Genomic DNA, 18,254 nt, shown 5'->3' on the forward strand with positions numbered 1-18,254 from the left:
CGGGCGGCCTCAACCGCGCGGATGGTGCGCGGCGTGCAGCGTCCTGAGCCGTTCACGCGCGACGTGCGTGTAGATCTGCGTCGTCGAGATGTCGCTGTGGCCGAGCAGCATCTGCACGACGCGCAGGTCGGCGCCGTGATTGAGCAGGTGCGTGGCGAACGCGTGCCGCAGCGTGTGCGGCGACAGGTGCGCCCGGATCTCGGCTCGCATCGCGTGGCGCTTGATGATGTTCCAGAACTGCTGGCGCGTCATGCCTTCGCCGCGCGCGGTCACGAACAACGCGTCCGAGGTGCGCGCGCCGAGCAGCGCCGGGCGCGCCTCGCGCAGGTAGCGCTCGATCCAGCCGTGCGCGACCTCGCCGAACGGCACCAGCCGCTCCTTCGAGCCCTTGCCCATCACGCGCACCACGCCGTCGTTGAGCCCGACCTCGACGGTCTTCAGCATCACGAGTTCGCTCACGCGCAGCCCGCTCGCATACATCAGCTCGAGCATGGTGCGGTCGCGCAGCCCGAGCGCGGTCCCGACCTCGGGCGCCGCGAGCAGCGCCTCGACCTGCGCCTCCGAGAGCGTCGCCGGAAACCGCGCCGGCTGCTTCGCGGAGAGGAGGCGCAGCGTCGGATCGAGCGCGGCGCGGTGCTCGCGCAGCGCCCAGCCGTAGTAGCGCCGGAACACCGACAGGCGCCGGTTCGACGAGGTGGCCTTGCCGTCGCTGCGCGCGGCGATGTAGCCCGTCAGCATCGCCTCGTCCACGGCGTCGATGCTCGCGCCGTGGACGGTCGCGAGCCATTGCGCGAACAGCGTCAGGTCGCGCCGGTAGGCATCGAGCGTGTTCTGCGACAGGCCATGTTCGAGCCAGAGCGCATCGCAGAACAGCTCGATCGAGGTCCGGCTCGCCTCGCGCTCCGGGCTTGCGCCGAGCGGCTCTGCCCCGTTGGCCGAGCCGGCCGCCGTGCGCGGTTTGCGGCCCGCCGCGCCACGCGGCTTGCCGGCCGCGGCCGGCGCCGCGGCGGCCTTCAAGTTCTTCGCATCCTTCATGGTCCTCGCGCCCTTGATACCCGTCAGCCGCTTCGCGCGCTCCATCGGCGCGCCGGCCGCCACCGGCGCGCCGTCACCGTCAGGCAGCGCCTGGCCGGCGCCGCGTGCCGGTGCGGCGCGCGGCGGGTCCGCCGGCATGGCGGCGGGTTCGTCGATCTGCCTCGTCATCAGTAATCGATCCCTTCATGCGCGAGCAACCAGCGCTTGGTCTTCAGGAAACAGCCTTGATCGTCGCCTTGCCGCCGTCAGGCGGCCCGCAGCGCCCACTCCACATGTTCGCGCACGAGCGCGGAGGCATCGCCGGCGCGTGACTCGAGGGCCGCCACGATCGCCGCGCGCGCGTCGCCCGTCAGGCGCCCGGCCGGCGCGCGCAACGCGTTGCCGAGCCCGACCGCGAGGTTGCGCAGCCAGCGTTCGTGGCCGATGCGCCGGATCGCGCTGCCCTGCATGCGCTCGTCGAACTCCGTCGCGCTCCAGCCGAACAGCTCGACGAGCGAGGCCCGGTCGAGCCCGTGGCGCACGTCGAAATCGGCCACCGGCGCGGCCTGCGCAAACTTGTTCCACGGGCAGACGAGCTGGCAGTCGTCGCAGCCATACACGCGATTGCCGATCAGCGGGCGCAGCGCTTCCGGAATACTGCCTTTCAATTCGATCGTCAGGTACGAGATGCAGCGCCGCGCATCGACGCGAAACGGCGCGACGATCGCCGCCGTCGGGCAGGCGTCGAGGCAGCGCGTGCAGCTGCCGCAGTGCGAGCCCGGCGTTTCGGGCGCGGCCTCGGGATGCAGCTCGGCGTCGGTCGGCAGCGGCACGTCGACGAAGATCTCGCCCAGGAAGAACAGCGAGCCGGCGTCGCGCTGCAGCAGCAGCGTGTGCTTGCCGCGCCAGCCGGTGCCGGCCTTCTGGGCGAGTTCGACCTCGAGCACCGGCGCCGAATCGGTGAACACGCGATAGCCGAACGGCCCGATCTCGGCCTCGATGCGCTCGGCCAGCGTCTGCAGCCGGCTGCGCAGCACCTTGTGATAATCGCGGCCGCGCGCATAGATCGACACCACCGCAGCGGCCGGGTCCTCGAGCCGCGCGAGCTCGTGCGCGCGCCAGCCCGACGCGTTGGACGCGGCGCCGGCCGCCGCCGTGGCGGCCGGCAGATAGGCGAGCCGCACCGAGATCACACGTCGCGTACCGGCCACAAGTTCGGCCGGGCGCGCGCGTTTCATGCCGTGTTTGGCCATATAATCCATCTCGCCGTGGCAACCGGCTTCCAGCCAGGCGGCGAGCCCCGCTTCGGCCTCCGAGAGATCGGCGTCGCTGATGCCGATCGCCCCGAAACCCAGTTCGCGCCCCCAGGCCCGGATGCGCCGCGCAAGCGCCTCCAGCGCCGCCTCGTCGAGGCAGCGCCACGCGGCGCCGTCGCTTGGCGAAGCGGGCGCGTCGATCACGGCGAGTTCCGGTTTACGGTTCATCGCGCTATTTTACGAGAATGCCCGCGCAGCCCAGCCATCCGCATGCCGTGTCCGTTTCCGCCGCACCGCTCGCGGAGCGCCGCTTCGCGCTGCCCGACGAGGCCGCGACCGCCGCGTTCGGCGAGCGCTTCGCGCACGCGCTCGAGGCGGTGCGCGCCCAGGCCGTCGCGCGGCACGCGTTCGCCGGCCTGCAAATTCAGCTCGCGGGCGACCTCGGCGCCGGCAAGACCACGCTGGTGCGCGCGATCCTGCGCGGGCTCGGCCACGCCGGCCGCGTGAGGAGCCCCACCTATACGCTCGTCGAGCCCTACGTGCTCGCGCGTGACGGCGGGGAACTCATGGTCCATCATTTCGATCTCTATCGATTCAGTGATCCGGCCGAATGGGCGGACGCGGGCTTTCGCGAATATTTCAACGCCGGTGCGATCTGCCTCGTCGAATGGCCGCAGCAGGCCGGCACGCTGCTCGGCGTGCCGGATCTCGTGTTCGCGCTCGACATCGACGGCGACGGCCGCCGGCTCGACGCGCGGGCCTACAGCGCTTCAGGATACGCATGTCTCGAAAGATGTTGATCAAGCCGTTCCGGTCGATCGAATCGGCTGCCACCGTCACCCACAACTGGCGGCGTCGGCAGGTGCTCGTCGCGGGCGCCTCGACGCTCGTGCTCGGGCTGGTCGCGCCGAGTCTGGCGCGCGCCTCGTCGGTGCTCGGCGTGCGGGTCTGGCCCGCGCGCGACTACACGCGCGTGACGATCGAATCCGATCAGCCGCTGCAGGCCGCCCAGCAGTTGCTGCAAGGCCCCGATCGGCTGGTGGTCGACCTCGACGGGCTCGATCTCGACCAGGCACTGCGCGAACTCGTCTCGAAGATCACGCCGAACGATCCGCAGATCCAGTCGGTGCGCGTCGGCCAGTACCAGCCGCACGTGGTACGCATGGTGTTCGATCTGAAAGGCTCGGTGAAGCCGCAGATGTTCACGCTGCCGCCGGTCGGCTCGTATCGCTACCGGCTGGTGTTCGACCTGTATCCGGCCGTCGCGCCCGATCCGCTGTCGGAGCTGATCGCGCAGACCGAGCGCAAGGAACAGCAGCTGAACGATTCGGTGCGCGCGCAGCAAGCGCAGCCGCCGCAGGCGACGCTGAACGGCCCCGGCACGCCGCCGCCCGCGGGCGGCGACAACAGCGACGCGTTCTTCCAGCGCTTCGCGCAGAACCCGGCGCCTGCGGCGCGGCCCTCGCCCTCCGCGCCGTCGAACCCGGCCAGGCCCGCCATCAAGCCGCCGCCCGTCATCGCGAAGCAGGACGACGACGACGGCGATTCGTCCTATGCGTTCACGGCGCCGAAGGGCAGGAACGGCACGGTGCGGCTGCTCACGGTCGCGATCGACCCGGGCCACGGCGGCGAGGACCCGGGCGCGATCGGCGGCGCCGGCACCTACGAGAAGCACATCGCGCTCGACATCGCCAAGCGGCTGCGCGCGAAGATCGACGGCACGCCCAACATGCGCTCGATGATGACGCGCGACAACGACTTCTTCGTGCCGCTGAACGTGCGCGTGCAGAAGGCGCGGCGCGTCGGCGCCGACCTGTTCGTGTCGATCCATGCCGACGCGTTCACGACGCCGCAGGCGCACGGCTCGTCGGTGTTCGCGCTGTCCGATCACGGCGCGACCAGCGCCGCGGCACGCTGGATGGCCAACAAGGAGAACTCGTCGGACACCATCGGCGGGATCAACGTGAAGACCCAGGACGTGTCGGTCAACCGCGCGCTGTTCGACATGTCGACCACGGCGCAGATCCGCGACTCGCTGCGCTACGGCAACTTCGTGCTGAAGGAAGTCGGCACCATCAACAAGCTGCACAAGGGCTCGGTCGAGCAGGCCGGCTTCGCGGTGCTGAAGGCGCCCGACATTCCGTCGATCCTGGTCGAGACGGCCTTCATCAGCAATCCCGAGGAAGAGCGTCGCCTGAACGACGAAACCTATCGCGAACAGATGGCCGACGCGATCTTTCGCGGCATCAAGCGCTATTTCGCGGCCAATCCGCCGCTCGCGAAGAACCGGATGGCCTAAAGCCCGGCCGCCGGTCCGCGGCGGTTTGCTGACGCCTTCGCCGCACCGCCACGCCGTCCAACGCAAAAGGCCTCGCGCGGCGCGGGCCGTGTTCAGGCCGTGCGCCGCACGAGCCGCCCGCCGAATACGTTGACCACGAGCCCGGCCATCACCAGCGCGGTGCCCAGGTATTCGGCGCCGCTCATGCGTTCGCCGAGCAGCAGCGCCGAGGAGGCAATGCCGACCACCGGCACCACCAGCGAGAGCGGCGCGACCTGCGCGGCCGGATAGCGCGACAGCAGCCGGCCCCACAGCGCGTAGCCGACCAGCGTGGCGACCCACGCGAGGTAGACGATCGCGAACACCGACGCGCCCGACAGCGCGCCGAGCGCGGCCTCGATCCGCGCCGGGCCTTCGAGCGCGAACGACAGCGCAAGGAACGGCAGCGGCGGCACCAGGCTGCCCCACACCACCAGCGGCACCAGCTCCACCTTGCCGATCCGCTTCGTGACGATGTTGCCGAGCGCCCACGACGCGGCCGCGCAGAGCGTCAGCGCGAAGCCGGCCAGCGTCATCGCTCCGCCGCTGCGCGCGGCGATCGTCACGAGCCCGAGCGCGGCGATCGCGAGGCCCGCCAGGTTCCAGGCGCGCACGCGCTCGCCGAGGAACAGCCGCGCGAAGCCGAGCGTGAAGAACGCCTGCGCCTGCAGCACCAGCGAGGCGACCCCGGCCGGCATGCCGACGTTCATCGCGGTAAACAGGAACACGAACTGCGCGAGCAGGATGGTCGCGCCGTACAGCACCAGCATGCGCAGCGGGATGCGCGGCCGCGGCACGAAAAACACGGCCGGCAGCGCCGCCAGCGCGAAGCGCAGCGCGCCGAGCAGCATCGGCGGCACGCCGTGCAGGCCCAGCTTGATCACGACGAAGTTGACGCCCCACGCGACGATCACCACCAACGCGAGCAACAGGTCCTTCATGGCCATCATCGCGTCATGCCCTCCGTGATCCCGACCGAACCAAACCGGCAGTGTAACGGCTGTGACAACCCGTCGCCGCGCTTTCCGCGAGCCCGATACAATGAGCGCAATTGCAGCCCGCCCCAAGCCAGCCCCACGACCACCATGAGCGACTCGATCCGAGCGGTCCTGAAACCGCATGTCAGCGACATCGGCAACCTGCAGGTGCGCCGCTCGCTGCCCGCGATGGCCGCGCGCCTCGTCGGCCCGTTCATCTTCTTCGATCACATGGGGCCGGCCGCGCTGCCGCCCGGCAGCGGCCTGGACGTGCGCCCGCACCCGCACATCGGCCTCGCCACGGTCACCTACCTGTTCGACGGCGCGATCCTGCACCGCGACAGCCTCGGCTCGGTGCAGACCATCCTGCCCGGCGACGTGAACTGGATGACGGCCGGGCGCGGCATCGTCCATTCCGAGCGCACGCCCGCCGAGATCCGCGAGCGCGGCCAGACCCTCCACGGCATCCAGACCTGGGTGGCGCTGCCGCTCGAGCACGAGACCACCGAGCCCGCCTTCGAGCACCATCCGGCCGCGACGCTGCCCAAGCTGGCGCGCGACGGCGTGGCGCTGACCGTGATCGCCGGCGACGCGTTCGGCCTCGTCTCGCCGGTCAACACGTTCTCGCGCACGCTCTACGCGGCCGCCGAGTTCGCGGCCGGCGCGACGCTTCGGTTCGACGCCGACCACGAGGAGCGCGCCGTCTACCTGGTGGCGGGCGACCTGACGATCGACGGCACGCCGCTCGAGGCCGAACGGATGGCAGTGCTCGCGCCCGGCGCGGCGGTGTCGCTCGCGAGCCGCGGCGGCGCACGCCTGATGCTGCTGGGCGGCGCGAAGCTGGCCGGCGAGCGCTTCATCGAGTGGAATTTCGTGGCCAGCAGCCGCGAGGCGATCGAACGCGCGAAGGCGGCCTGGACCAGGCAGGCAATGGGCGGCGTACCGGGCGAGACCGACTGGATTGCGCTGCCCGAGCGCCGCGCGCATTGAACCCGGGGGCGCGCCGGCGGCCTGCGGCGGCCGGCGCGCCCGCATTGAAAGACCCGGCTTCGGCCCCATCTACGTGATTATTCCGATCCACGAGGACCCCCATGGAAACCACGCTCGCCACCTTCGAACGCGACGTCATCGAAGCATCGCTCGACGTCCCGGTACTCGTCGACTTCTGGGCGCCCTGGTGCGGCCCGTGCAAGACGCTCGGTCCGCTGCTCGAACGCATCGAGGCCGACTACGCGGGGCGCTGGAAACTCGTCAAGGTCAACGTCGACGAGAACCCGGAACTCTCCGCGCATTTCCAGACCCGCAGCATCCCGCACGTGATCGCGTTCGCCGACGGCCGCGCCGTCGACCAGTTCGTCGGCGTGCTGCCCGAAGGCCAGATCCGCGCCTTCATCGACCGCCTGCTGCCGTCGCCCGACGATGCCGAGCGCCGCGCCGCGCAGATCGCGCTGGCCGAGGAGCGCTACGACGACGCCATCAAGCATCTGCAGGCCGCGCTCGCGCTGAACCCGGGCCAGGACGACATTCGCCTGGACCTGATCGAACTGCTGCTGGCCGTCGATCGCGTCGACGCCGCGCGCGACGAGGCCACGCGGCTCTCGCCGCAGACCGTAAACGGCGTGGACCCGCGCTACCAGGCGATCAAGACGCGCTTCGATTCGCTCGACGCCGCCGTCGAGCTGCCGCCGACCGATGCGCTGGAGGCCCGCATCGCCGCCGACGGCAACGATCTCGAGGCGCGCTTCGATCTCGCCCAGCTGCTGATCGCGCACCGCGTCTACGAAGGTGCGCTCGAACAGTTGCTCGAGATCGTCAAGCGCGACCGGACGTTCAAGGACGACGTCGGCCGCAAGACCATGGTGTCGGTGTTCGAGCTGGCGGCCGACCAGCCGAACCTGGTCGCCGCGTGGCGCCGCAAGCTCAGCGCGCTGCTCTACTGAGGCCGCGGCGCGGGCGGCCGGCGCCTACCGCGGCGCGCCCACCGCGAGCGCGCGCAGGGCGTGCGCGGCGGCGGCGAACCCGAAGCTCGCCGTCACGCACACGCTCGAGCCGAAGCCCGCGCAGTTGAGCCCGGCCGGGCCGCCCGTGCCGGACACCTCGCCGGCCGTGGCGTCGTCGACCTCGCAGGCGGCCGCCTCCGGGTAGATCAGCGGCTCGTCCGAATAGACGGCGCTGACCTTGAACTTCGCCTTCGGTCCACGCGGGAAACCGTGCTGCTTGCGCAACTGCGCGCGCACTTTCGAGAGCAGCGGGTCCTGGATCGTCAGGGCCAGGTCGTCGATGCGAATCCGCGTCGGGTCGAGCTGGCCGCCCGCGCCGCCCACCGTCACGAGCGGCTGGCCGCGCGCGACGCACCAGGCGATCAGCGCCACCTTGGTGCGCACGCTGTCGATCGCGTCGACCACGTAGTCGAAGCCGCCGCCCAGCAGCGCGTCGAAGTTCTCGGCCTCGACGAAATCCTCGACGCGGTGCACGCGGCAGGCCGGATCGATCAGCGCGATCCGCTCGGCCATCGCGTCCACCTTGGCCTTGCCGTAATTGCCGTCGAGCGCGTGGATCTGGCGGTTCGTATTGCTTTGCGCGACATTGTCGAGATCGATCAGGGTCAGGTTGCCGATCGCGCTGCGCGCGAGCGCCTCGGCCGTCCACGAGCCGACGCCGCCGATGCCGATCACGGCCACGTGCGCACGCTCGAACGCCGCCAGCGCGTCGGGCCCGTACAGGCGCGAGACGCCGCCAAAGCGCCTCGCCCGATCCGGGTCAAAATGTCTCGCCGAGCCAGGAGTAAGATCGGCTTGCGTCGTGACGACGTCGATTCGGGCCATGCTGAAAGTAAGAGAAGTGAAAGCGGCCTGGCCGCGAAAGCACCTATTCTGCCTGATCGGCGCGGTGTCGGCCGGGCACCCCGCTCCGACGCATGATTTCGCATCCTTGGCTATACTGGCCCCATATTGAAGGGTTCGCATGAACATGACGTCTCTCGCAGATCTCCGTATCAATTATTCCCGCGCGTCGCTCGACGAGCACGACGTGGCCTCCGATCCTTTCCGGCAATTCGACAAGTGGCTCAACGAGGCACTCGACGCCAAGCTGCCCGAACCGAACTCGATGACGCTCGCGACCGCCGACGCCGCCGGGCGGCCATCCGCGCGCATCATGCTGATCAAGGGCGTGGACGAGCGCGGCTTCGTGTTCTTCACGAACTACGAGAGCCGCAAGGGCCGCGAAATCGAGGCGAACCCGCACGCCGCGCTGCTGTTCTACTGGATCGAGCTGGAACGCCAGGTGCGCATCGAAGGGCGTCTCGAAAAGATCGCCGCCGAGCAAAGCGATACCTACTACGCGTCGCGTCCGCTCGGCTCGCGGCTCGGTGCCTGGGCCTCGGCGCAGAGCACCGTGATTGCCGATCGCGCCGTGCTGGAAGCGCGCGAGCGCGAGGCCCGCGAGCGCTACGGCGAGAATCCGCCGCGTCCGCCGCATTGGGGCGGCTTCCGGGTCGTGCCGGAATCGATCGAGTTCTGGCAGGGCCGGCCGTCGCGGCTGCATGACCGCCTGCGCTACCGGCGCGACGAGGGCCTGCCCGATCGCTGGGTGATCGAACGCCTCTCGCCCTGATCGTCCGGGCCGGCACCGCCTTACCGGTCCGCCCCGGGTTCGTCCGCGACCTTCCGAGTTTCGTTTTGCAACACGGCCCGCCGCCTCGCCGCGGCAGCGCCGGAACCATGACTTGGCTGTATTCATTTCAACGGGCAACGGAGAATCCAAATGTTCTGGGAAAAGAAGCTGTCACAGTGGGCGGACGAAGTGCGGAAAAAGGCGAATCTGCCGGCGCGCCTCGTGCTCTGGAATGGGGAACAGCATGATTTCGGCACCTTCAGCGCGCCGGCCGTCACGCTGAAGGTCAACAGCGCCTCGGCGCTGCCGCTGCTGCTCGAGCCGAGCCTCGACAACCTCGGCGAGGCCTACGTGAAGGGCAAGATCGACATCGACGGGCGGCTGCCCGACATCATCGACATCGGCTATTCGCTCGCGCGCAACACCGTCACGAACGCGAGCAAGCTGGCCCGCGTGACGCGCTACTTCAGCCACACCAAGAGTTCCGACAAGAAGTCGATCCAGTATCACTACGACGTCTCGAACGCGTTCTACAAGCTGTGGCTCGACGAGAACATGGTCTATTCCTGCGCCTACTTCGAGAACGGCGACGAGGATCTGGCCACCGCGCAGCTCAAGAAGATCGACCACATCCTGACCAAGATCCAGCTGCAGCCGGGCCAGCGCCTGCTCGACATCGGCTGCGGCTGGGGCGCGCTGGTGCTGCGCGCCGCACAGAAGTTCGGCGCGCACTGCGTGGGCGTCACGCTCTCGCAGAACCAGTTCGACCTCGCCACCGAGCGCGTCAGGCAAGCCGGCCTCGAGAACCAGATCGAGATCCGCCTGCAGGACTACCGCGACGTGGACGGCCAGTTCGACCGCATCACCAGCGTCGGCATGTTCGAGCACGTCGGCCGCAAGAACCTGCCGGCCTACTTCACCAAGGTACGCGAACTGCTGGCCGACGACGGCGTCGCGATGAACCACGGCATCACGTCGACCGACGCCGACAGCGGCGAAACCTCGCTCGGCGGCGGCGAGTTCATCGACCGCTACGTGTTCCCGGAAGGCGAGCTGCCGCACATCAGCCTCGCGCTCGAATCGGCGCAGCGCGGCGGCCTGGAAGTGGTTGACGTCGAAAGCCTGCGCCGGCACTATGCGCGCACGCTCGCGATCTGGACCGACAACTTCGAGGCGAAGGCCGAGGCGGCGAGACAGCTCGTCGACGACGAGAAGTTCCGGATCTGGCGCGTCTATCTCGCCGGCTGTGCCTATGCGTTCGAGAACGACGACGTGTCGATCTATCAGCTCGTCTGCCGCAAGGCCGGCCGCAGCGCGACAACGCTGCCGTGGTCGCGACGCTACATGTACGAAAACCCGCTGCCGCGCTGACGGCGGCGCCCGACGACGCAATGAGCAGGCATGGCTGACGGCAGCACGCAGCGCGACGCCGCGCGCACCATCAAGCACGACCGGGCGGCGCACGAGGCCGAACAGTTCGACCTGTTCGGCGCGCCGCCGCCCGGGCCCGTGGCCGAGCCCGCCGCCGACGGCGGGCCGCCCGCCCCGGTCGCTCGCGGCCATGCCGGTCATGCGGACGCCGCGCCTTGCGCCGCGGCCGGTTCGTCCACGCCCGGCGCCGCCTCGCGCCATACCGCGCCCGTCGGCAACGACACGGCGGCGCCCGCCTCGCTTTGGGGCGACGAGGCACTGCCCCCCCAGTCCATGGCCGCCGATACCGCCGCCGGCCCTGCCGCGGCGCCGCGCCGTTCGCGCAAGCGCGCCGTGGCGCGCGCCGCGATCAGCGACGAGCTTGCCGCGATCGCGGCCGCGCTGCCGCCGAACCTGCGGCTCGGAACCTCGACTTGGTCGTTTCCGGGCTGGAACGGCATCGTCTATGGCGACGACTATTCGGCGCAGAAGCTTTCACGCGACGGGCTCGATGCCTACGGCGCGCATCCGCTGCTCAGGAGCGTCAGCATCGACCGCTCGTTCTACGCGCCGCTGCCGATGGCCGACTATCTGCGCTATGCGCAGCAGGTACCCGACGATTTCCGCTTCGTCGTGAAGGCGCCGGCCTCGGTCACCGATGCCGTCGTGCGCGGCCCGCGCGGCGAGCCGGCCGGCCCGAATCCGGCGTTCCTCGACGCGCGCATCGCCACCGACGATTTCGTGCGCCCCTGTCTCGACGGGCTCGGCCGCAAGGCCGGCGCGCTGGTGTTCCAGTTCTCGCCGCTGCCCGACGCTCTGCTGGCCGACCCGGCCGCGCTGATCGAGCGGCTCGCGGCATTCTTCGCGGCGCTGCCGCCGCTGCCGGATGGAGGCGGCGAGGCCGACGGCCCACGCTACGCGATCGAGATCCGCGACGCGAGCCTGCTCACGCCGCGCTTCATCCGCACGCTCGCCGCGGCCGGCGTGCGCTACTGCGTCGGCCTGCACGCGCGGATGCCGGACCCGCTGCGGCAGGCGGCGGCGCTCGCGCTGCTCGACGGCGACGCGCCGGGCCCGCTGGTGGTGCGCTGGAGCCTGCACGGCGGCTTCAAGTACGAACAGGCGAAGGCGAAATACGATCCGTTCGACCGGCTCGTCGACGAGGACCCGCACACGCGCCACGCGCTCGCCGATCTGGCCGCGCGCTACGTGCTGGCCGGACAGCCGGTGCTCATCACCATCAACAACAAGGCGGAAGGCTCGGCGCCGCTGTCATGCATCGAGCTGGCCAAGGCGATCGGCGCGGCGCTCGAGCGGCTGCGCGCCGATCCGGCCTGAGCGGACACCTTGGGCGCCGCCGCCCTGCGGCGAACCCGACGACAAAATGACAAGCGGCGGCACGTTCCTGTGCCGCCGCCGGTTACTGCGCCGCGTGCCGCCCCGCCCGCTCAGCCGCGGTTCGATTTCAGGCGATGCGCGAACTTCTGGCGGAATTTCGCGATCTTCGGCCCGATCACGGCCGCGCAATAGCCCTGCTGCGGATTGCGCGCGAAGTAGTCGCGATGGTATTCCTCGGCCGGCCAGAAGTTGCCGTCGAGTTTCTCGACGCGCGTGACGATCGGCGCGTCGAACACCTTGTCGCGCTCGAGCGCATCGATCACCTCTTGCGCGATCGCGCGCTGCTCCTCGTTTTCGGCAAACACCACCGAACGGTATTGCGTGCCGACGTCGGCGCCCTGCCGGTTCAGCTGGGTCGGATCGTGGGTGGCGAAGAAGATCTCGAGAATGTCGCGATAGCCGACGCGCGCCGGATCGAACGTGATCTTCACGACTTCCGCGTGGCCCGTGTCACCTTCGCAGACCGCGGCATAGGTCGGGTTGGGGACGCTGCCGCCGGCATAGCCCGACTCGACCGAGTGCACGCCGACGACGTCGAGGAACACCGCTTCGGTGCACCAGAAACATCCGCCGCCGAGCACGGCCGTCGAAACCTGATTTTCCATGTCATGTCCTCTCGATAAAGCAGTGGGGCCGGGCGCATCGCCGTGGCCCGGGCGGCCGCCTTCGCGACGCGCCGCTCCGGGGCAAGCGCCGCGACCGCCTCGCTGCGGCAAGTTTAGCCCAGTTGCCGTGGCCGGGCGTCCGGCCCACGTCGCCGATCCGGTGCTTTTCCCCAGGCCCCGCGGCTGGCACGGCAAGCGCAAGCTCGACGGCGCCGCCGGGTCAGGTGCACCGGAATCCGGTCCTTCGCGCTCCCGCCACGCGCGAGCGCCCGGCGGCGCGTTGCGCCGGCCCCAGTGACGAACGAGCCGGCCCGAGATCGATTCCGCTAGAATCGGAGCACCTATTCCGAGTGCCCGATGACTTCTCTTTTCGTGATTTCTCGCTTCCCGGCCCCGGCACGTGCCGCCGCGGCGACGCAGGCGGTGCCGCAATGACGATGCACGCCGCGCCCCCCGATTTCGATACCGCCGCGTTCCGCCAGGCGCTCGGCCAGTTCGCCACCGGCGTCACCGTGATCACGACGCGCGCGCCGTCGGGCGCGCTGGTCGGCATCACCGCCAGTTCGTTCAATTCGGTATCGCTCGACCCGCCGCTCGTGCTGTGGAGCCTCGCCACGCGCTCGGCCTCGCTGCCGGTGTTCCGCGGCAACAGTCATTACGTGATCAACGTGCTGGCCGCCTCGCAGCTCGATCTGTGCAAGCGCTTCGCGACCCTCAAGGGCGACCGCTTCGAGGGGGTGTCGCACGCGGCGGGGCAGTCGGGGATGCCGGTGCTCGACGACGCGCTGGCCTGGTTCGAGTGCCACAACCGCAGCCGCTACGAGGAAGGCGACCACGTGATCTTCGTGGGCGAGGTCGAGCGCTGCGGCCGGCATGCCGGCCCCGGTTCGGCCGCGCCGCTCGTGTTCCACGGCGGCACGTTCCACGGTATCAGTCCGCTCTGACGGAGCCGGTGCGCGCCAGCGACACGGGCGCGCCCGACTCGTCCTTCAGCGTCTGCAGCACGATGTTCGAACGGATGTCCATCACGCCCGGCGCCTTGTAGAGCTGGTTCAGCACGAAATCCGAGTAGTGCTTCAGATTGTGCGCGAGCACCCGCAGCAGGTAGTGCGTCTCGCCCGTCACGACGAACGCCGACACCACCTCCGGCCAGGCCTTCAGCGCCTCGGCGAAGCGCTCGTGCCACTGCTCCTGGTCATTGCGCATCGATACCTGGACGAAGGCCTCGAGTTCGAAACCGAGCTTCTCGCGGCTCAGACAGGCGCGATAGCACTCGATCACGCCCTGCTCCTCGAGCAGGCGCATGCGCCTCAAGCAGGCCGACGGCGACAGCGAAATACGTTCGGCCAGATCGAGGTTGCTGATCCGGCCCTCTTGCTGCAATACGGCGAGAATACGGCAATCGGTAGCATCCAGCGAGATTGCGTGCATTTCTGATCCCCGTTTTACCTATCGTTCAAATTATCTGCGATATTTGCCGAATGTCCATGTTTATTTCGCAAGCACCTTTCGGCGACGTTTGCTTATGATCGTGTGCATCGATACCCCGAAAACACACGCAGATGGCTACGCTTTGGGACATCTCCCCCGACATTTTCGCCGATACGCCGGTCTGGCCGGGTGACACGCGTGTGTCGGTCGATCGCGTCTGGCGCATCGAGGCCGGCTCGCCCGTCAACGTCGCCCGGCTGACGCTCTCGCCGCATACCGGCGCACATGCCGACGCGCCGCTGCACTACGACGCGCATGGCGCGCCGATCGGTGCCGTGCCGCTGGACACCTACCTCGGCGCGTGCCGCGTGATCCACTGCCTGGGCGCCGCGCCGCTGGTGCGGCCCGAGCAGTTGGCCGCCTCGCTCGCCGGCGCGCCGCCGCGCGTGCTGCTGCGCACCTACGCGCGCGCCCCGCGCGAGACCTGGGACAGCGCATTCTGCGCCGTCGCGCCCGAAACCATCGACCTGCTCGCCGCGCACGGCGTGCGGCTGGTGGGCATCGACACGCCGTCGCTCGACCCGCAGGAATCGAAGACCATGGACGCGCACCGGCGCGTCGGCGCGCATGCGATGGCGATCCTCGAAGGGCTGGTGCTCGACGAGGTCGCGGCGGGCGACTACGAGCTGATCGCGCTGCCGCTGAAGTTTACGACGCTCGACGCAAGCCCGGTGCGCGCGGTGCTGCGCGCGCTGCCGGCACCGGCCGCGCCGTAGGCGGCGGGCCGCGGCGGCGGCTCGGGCCGCAGATCGCCCCCGCTCCCGGTCATCCGCCTGCCGGCCGCGGCCGCCGGCCTGAATCAGGATTGGTTCTTTCCTCACCCGGATTTCGCCATGAACTCACGTGAAGACGCACTCGCGCTCGATCGCGACGACCCCCTCGCCGCCCTGCGCGGCCGCTTCCTGCTGCCCGACGACACGATCTACCTCGACGGCAACTCGCTCGGCGCGCGGCCGGCCGCTGCAGCCGCGCGCGCGCAGGCCGTGATCGCCGACGAATGGGGCCGCGACCTGATCCGCAGCTGGAACACCGCGGGCTGGTTCGCACTGCCGCGCCGCCTCGGCGACCGCCTCGCCCCGCTGATCGGCGCGGCGAGCGGCGAGGTGACGATCACCGACACGATCTCGGTGAACCTGTTCAAGCTGCTCTCGGCGATGCTGCGCGAGCAGGCCAAGCGCGCGCCCGAACGCCGCGTGATCGTCTCCGAGCGCTCGAACTTCCCGACCGATCTCTACATCGCGCAGGGCCTCATCGCCCAGCTCGATCGCGGCTACACGCTGCGCCTCGTCGACGATCCGGCCGAACTCGAAGCGGCGATCGACGCGCAGACGGCCGTGGCCATGATCACGCACGTGAACTACCGCACCGGCTACCTGCACGACATGCCGGCCGTCACGCGCCACGCGCAGCAGGCCGGCGCGCTGATGCTGTGGGATCTCGCGCATTCGGCCGGCGCGGTGCCGGTCGACCTGAACGGCGCCGGCGCGGACGGCGCGGTCGGCTGCACCTACAAGTACCTGAACGGCGGCCCCGGCTCGCCGGCCTTCGTCTGGGTGCCGCAGCGCCACCTCGCGCAGTTCGAGCAGCCGCTCTCGGGATGGTGGGGCCACCGCGCGCCGTTCGCGATGGAGCCCGGCTTCGCGCCCGACGCCGGCATCGCGCGCTTCCAGTGCGGCACTCAGCCGATCGTCTCGATGGCGATGGTGGAGTGCGGGCTCGACATCTTCCACGAGACCGACATGCAAACGATCCGCCGCAAGTCGCTCGCGCTCTCCGATGCCTTCATCGCGCTCGTCGAGCGCCGCTGCGCCGGGCTCGACCTGACGCTCGTCACGCCGCGCGAGCATGCGCGACGCGGCTCGCAGGTCAGCTTCGAGCACCCGCACGGCTACGAGGTGATGCGCGCGCTGATCGCGCGCGGCGTGATCGGCGACTACCGCGAGCCGCGCATCCTGCGCTTCGGCTTCACGCCGCTCTACACGCGCTACGCGGATGTCTGGGACGCCGTGGAGGTGCTGCGCGAGATCCTCGAGACCCGGGCCTGGCAGGCGCCCGAATTCGCCGCGCGAACCGCCGTGACCTGAGCCGCGGCGCCGCATCGCCCGCCGAGCCGACCCGTTGCAACGAAACCAGCCGGAGAGTCCCCCATCATGAGTTCCCATCAACCGCAAGCGGGCGCGCCCGACGCCGCGCGCTGCCCGTTCTCGGGCGCCCCGGCCGCCGCACCGGACGGCCCCGAGGGCTGGCACGACGCGCAGCTCGACTTCTCGAAGTCGATGAGCTACGGCGATTACCTCTCGCTCGGCCCGATCCTCACGGCCCAGCATCCGCTCTCGCCCGATCACAACGAGATGCTGTTCATCATCCAGCATCAGACCAGCGAACTCTGGATGAAGCTCGCGCTCTACGAGCTGCGCGCCGCGCTCGCCTCGATCGGCAGCGACGCGCTGCCGCCCGCCTTCAAGATGCTCGCGCGCGTCTCGCGCATCCTCGAGCAGCTGGTGCAGGCCTGGAACGTGCTGGCCACCATGACGCCGTCCGAGTACTCGGCGATGCGGCCCTACCTGGGCGCGTCGTCGGGCTTCCAGTCGTACCAGTACCGGCAGCTCGAGTTCCTGCTCGGCAACAAGAACGCGCAGATGCTCAAGCCGCACGCGCACCGGCCCGAGATCCTGGCCGAAGTGGAGGCCACGCTCGACGCGCCGTCGCTGTACGACGAGGTGGTGCGCCTGCTCGCGCGGCGCGGCTTCCCGATCGCGGCCGAGCGGCTCGCGCGCGACTGGCGCGCGCCGACCACGCACGACGTGTCGGTCGAGGCGGCCTGGCTCGCCGTCTACCGAGAGCCGTCGGCGCACTGGGATCTGTACGAGATGGCCGAGGAACTGGTCGATCTCGAGGATGCGTTTCGCCAGTGGCGCTTCCGCCACGTCACGACGGTCGAGCGCATCATCGGCTTCAAGCAGGGCACGGGCGGCACCAACGGCGCGCCCTACCTGCGCAAGATGCTCGACGTGGTGCTGTTTCCGGAACTCTGGCACGTGCGCACGACGCTGTGAGTGACAGCCGCGGCCCACGCGCCGGCCGCGGCTCGCTTTCCCTCTGCTTTCCTTGCCGCGCCGGCACGTCTCGCGCGGCGCGGCTCAGCGCCGCCGTGCCGCCGGCCCGCCGGGCGCCGCGCCCGGTTGCGCGCGCCACGGCCGCAGATGGCCGCGCAGCAGCGCCAGCGCGAGGCCGGCGGCCGCCATCGCCGCGGCCAGCATGCCCCAGTATCCGGCGGCACCGCCCGAGGTGATCACGAACGCGCCCGCGAACGCGCCGAGGATGGCGCCGAGGCGCCCGAACAGCAGCGCGCCGGCGGCGCCGGTGGCGCGCACCGGCGTCGGATACAGGCCGGCGCACGGTGCATACAGGCTCGCCTGCACCGCATTGACGAACAGGCCGTGCAGGCCGAGCCCGAACAGCAGCCAGCCGCGCTGGCCGGCTGCGGCTGCGTCGATGCCGAGCAGCCAGGCCGCGCTCGCCGCGCCGCCTAGGCTGCAGGACAGCAGCGGCCAGCGCGAGCCGAAGCGCGCGATCGCCACCGCGCAGCCGAGCGCGCCGAACACGAACACGCTCGCGATCACCGCGCGGCGGCGGCCGGAGCGGTCGGCGAGCAGGCCCGCGCCGGCGCTGCCGATGCCCATCCCGACGAGGCCGGCCGCCACGGCCGGTGCGAACGCGGCGCGCGTGAGATGCCACTCGCGGATCAGGGCGGGAATCGCGAAGCCGATCAACTGGCCGTCGAAGCCGTCGAGCACGATCGACAGCGCCGCGAGCAGCACCGCGAGCGCCTGCCTCGGCGTGAACGGCCCATGGTCGAGCGCCGCGCCGACATCGAAGCGGGCCGGCCTGGCCGCGCCCGCTGCGAACCGGGCGGCGGGCGATCGGCAGCGGGCCGCGCGGCGCGGCGCGAATCGGTTCATGTCGGTCTCTCCTCGGGATGCCGCGTTCCGCGCGCCGAATCATGGCAGGCGGCCTGCCGCGATGCGCGGCGCGCGCGCCCGGCGGCGCCGCGGCCGCGAACGAGCCCGCGCATCATAGGCCGATTCGATGCCCCGGGGCGGGCAGACGCCCAGCGGACGGGCGGAGCGCCGCAGTGCAGCATCGAAATCCCGTGCGGCCGCCTTGACTT

General features: G+C 70.4%; 18 protein-coding genes. 11 read left to right on the top strand and 7 right to left on the bottom strand.

What is annotated here, in order from left to right:
• Positions 1–9: 9 nt before the first annotated feature.
• Both xerD and queG read right to left on the bottom strand, forming a co-directional pair.
• Entirely contained in the window at positions 10–1,035 is a 1,026-nt protein-coding gene (xerD, locus tag KS03_RS14395) for a site-specific tyrosine recombinase XerD (RefSeq protein WP_015876842.1), read from the bottom strand.
• Between the two features lie 245 nt (positions 1,036–1,280).
• On the bottom strand, positions 1,281–2,498 hold the full coding sequence (queG, locus tag KS03_RS14400; protein ID WP_015876843.1) for a tRNA epoxyqueuosine(34) reductase QueG: 1,218 nt from the start codon (positions 2,496–2,498) through the stop codon (positions 1,281–1,283).
• A 17-nt stretch (positions 2,499–2,515) separates the two neighbouring features.
• On the opposite strand from queG, the gene KS03_RS14405 reads away from it, so the two are divergent.
• Positions 2,516–3,070 carry a bifunctional tRNA (adenosine(37)-N6)-threonylcarbamoyltransferase complex ATPase subunit type 1 TsaE/phosphotransferase gene (locus tag KS03_RS14405; protein WP_015876844.1) on the top strand — a complete coding sequence of 185 codons (555 nt, stop codon included), beginning with the start codon at positions 2,516–2,518 and terminating at the stop codon, positions 3,068–3,070.
• The gene (locus tag KS03_RS14410; RefSeq protein WP_015876845.1) at positions 3,052–4,569 is read left to right on the top strand and encodes an N-acetylmuramoyl-L-alanine amidase; all 1,518 of its coding nucleotides are present in this window, start codon (positions 3,052–3,054) and stop codon (positions 4,567–4,569) included. Before KS03_RS14405 ends, KS03_RS14410 begins: the two co-directional genes overlap by 19 nt.
• Positions 4,570–4,661: 92 nt before the next feature.
• On the opposite strand, the gene KS03_RS14415 is transcribed toward KS03_RS14410, so the two are convergent.
• Positions 4,662–5,534 (bottom strand): EamA family transporter, encoded by an 873-nt coding sequence (locus tag KS03_RS14415; RefSeq protein WP_026051731.1) that lies wholly within the window; start codon positions 5,532–5,534, stop codon positions 4,662–4,664.
• A 138-nt stretch (positions 5,535–5,672) separates the two neighbouring features.
• Between KS03_RS14415 and KS03_RS14420 the strand changes: the two genes are divergently transcribed.
• Both KS03_RS14420 and trxA read left to right on the top strand, forming a co-directional pair.
• Positions 5,673–6,554 (top strand): pirin family protein, encoded by an 882-nt coding sequence (locus KS03_RS14420; RefSeq protein ID WP_015876847.1) that lies wholly within the window; start codon positions 5,673–5,675, stop codon positions 6,552–6,554.
• Between the two features lie 101 nt (positions 6,555–6,655).
• Positions 6,656–7,504, top strand: coding sequence for a thioredoxin (trxA, locus tag KS03_RS14425; RefSeq protein WP_015876848.1), 849 nt, complete (start codon positions 6,656–6,658; stop codon positions 7,502–7,504).
• 24 nt (positions 7,505–7,528) lie between these two features.
• Here trxA and tcdA read toward each other — a convergent pair whose 3' ends face one another.
• Positions 7,529–8,389, bottom strand: coding sequence for a tRNA cyclic N6-threonylcarbamoyladenosine(37) synthase TcdA (tcdA, locus tag KS03_RS14430; protein ID WP_015876849.1), 861 nt, complete (start codon positions 8,387–8,389; stop codon positions 7,529–7,531).
• 145 nt (positions 8,390–8,534) lie between these two features.
• Between tcdA and pdxH the strand changes: the two genes are divergently transcribed.
• From pdxH to KS03_RS14445, 3 genes are all read left to right on the top strand, one after another.
• Positions 8,535–9,179 carry a pyridoxamine 5'-phosphate oxidase gene (gene pdxH / locus KS03_RS14435; protein ID WP_026051732.1) on the top strand — a complete coding sequence of 215 codons (645 nt, stop codon included), beginning with the start codon at positions 8,535–8,537 and terminating at the stop codon, positions 9,177–9,179.
• 150 nt (positions 9,180–9,329) lie between these two features.
• The gene (locus KS03_RS14440) at positions 9,330–10,550 is read left to right on the top strand and encodes an SAM-dependent methyltransferase (RefSeq protein WP_015876851.1); all 1,221 of its coding nucleotides are present in this window, start codon (positions 9,330–9,332) and stop codon (positions 10,548–10,550) included.
• A gap of 30 nt (positions 10,551–10,580) precedes the next feature.
• Positions 10,581–11,927, top strand: a complete 1,347-nt coding sequence (locus tag KS03_RS14445) for a DUF72 domain-containing protein (protein WP_015876852.1) — start codon at positions 10,581–10,583, stop codon at positions 11,925–11,927.
• A gap of 110 nt (positions 11,928–12,037) precedes the next feature.
• Here the strand turns inward: KS03_RS14445 and msrA are convergent, their stop codons facing one another.
• Positions 12,038–12,592 (bottom strand): peptide-methionine (S)-S-oxide reductase MsrA, encoded by a 555-nt coding sequence (gene msrA / locus KS03_RS14450; protein ID WP_015876853.1) that lies wholly within the window; start codon positions 12,590–12,592, stop codon positions 12,038–12,040.
• Between the two features lie 431 nt (positions 12,593–13,023).
• Between msrA and KS03_RS14455 the strand changes: the two genes are divergently transcribed.
• Complete coding sequence (locus KS03_RS14455) at positions 13,024–13,536, top strand: flavin reductase family protein (protein WP_015876854.1); 513 nt, start codon at positions 13,024–13,026, stop codon at positions 13,534–13,536.
• On the opposite strand, the gene KS03_RS14460 is transcribed toward KS03_RS14455, so the two are convergent.
• Positions 13,523–14,023, bottom strand: coding sequence for an Lrp/AsnC family transcriptional regulator (locus tag KS03_RS14460; RefSeq protein ID WP_015876855.1), 501 nt, complete (start codon positions 14,021–14,023; stop codon positions 13,523–13,525). The two genes, KS03_RS14455 and KS03_RS14460, sit on opposite strands and share 14 nt — an antisense overlap.
• Positions 14,024–14,154: 131 nt before the next feature.
• Between KS03_RS14460 and kynB the strand changes: the two genes are divergently transcribed.
• The 3 genes from kynB to kynA all read left to right on the top strand — a co-directional run bounded on the left by kynB (position 14,155) and on the right by kynA (position 17,139).
• Positions 14,155–14,799 (top strand): arylformamidase, encoded by a 645-nt coding sequence (gene kynB / locus KS03_RS14465; protein WP_015876856.1) that lies wholly within the window; start codon positions 14,155–14,157, stop codon positions 14,797–14,799.
• Between the two features lie 117 nt (positions 14,800–14,916).
• Positions 14,917–16,167: a kynureninase gene (kynU, locus tag KS03_RS14470; RefSeq protein WP_015876857.1), complete on the top strand. Its 1,251-nt coding sequence runs from the start codon at positions 14,917–14,919 to the stop codon at positions 16,165–16,167.
• A 66-nt stretch (positions 16,168–16,233) separates the two neighbouring features.
• A complete protein-coding gene (kynA, locus tag KS03_RS14475) occupies positions 16,234–17,139 on the top strand; it encodes a tryptophan 2,3-dioxygenase (protein WP_015876858.1) in 906 nt (301 codons plus the stop codon).
• Between the two features lie 84 nt (positions 17,140–17,223).
• On the opposite strand, the gene KS03_RS14480 is transcribed toward kynA, so the two are convergent.
• Positions 17,224–18,045 (bottom strand): MFS transporter, encoded by an 822-nt coding sequence (locus tag KS03_RS14480; RefSeq protein ID WP_015876859.1) that lies wholly within the window; start codon positions 18,043–18,045, stop codon positions 17,224–17,226.
• Positions 18,046–18,254: the final 209 nt, after the last annotated feature.

Source organism: Burkholderia glumae LMG 2196 = ATCC 33617, assembly GCF_000960995.1.
GTDB classification, from domain to species: domain Bacteria; phylum Pseudomonadota; class Gammaproteobacteria; order Burkholderiales; family Burkholderiaceae; genus Burkholderia; species Burkholderia glumae.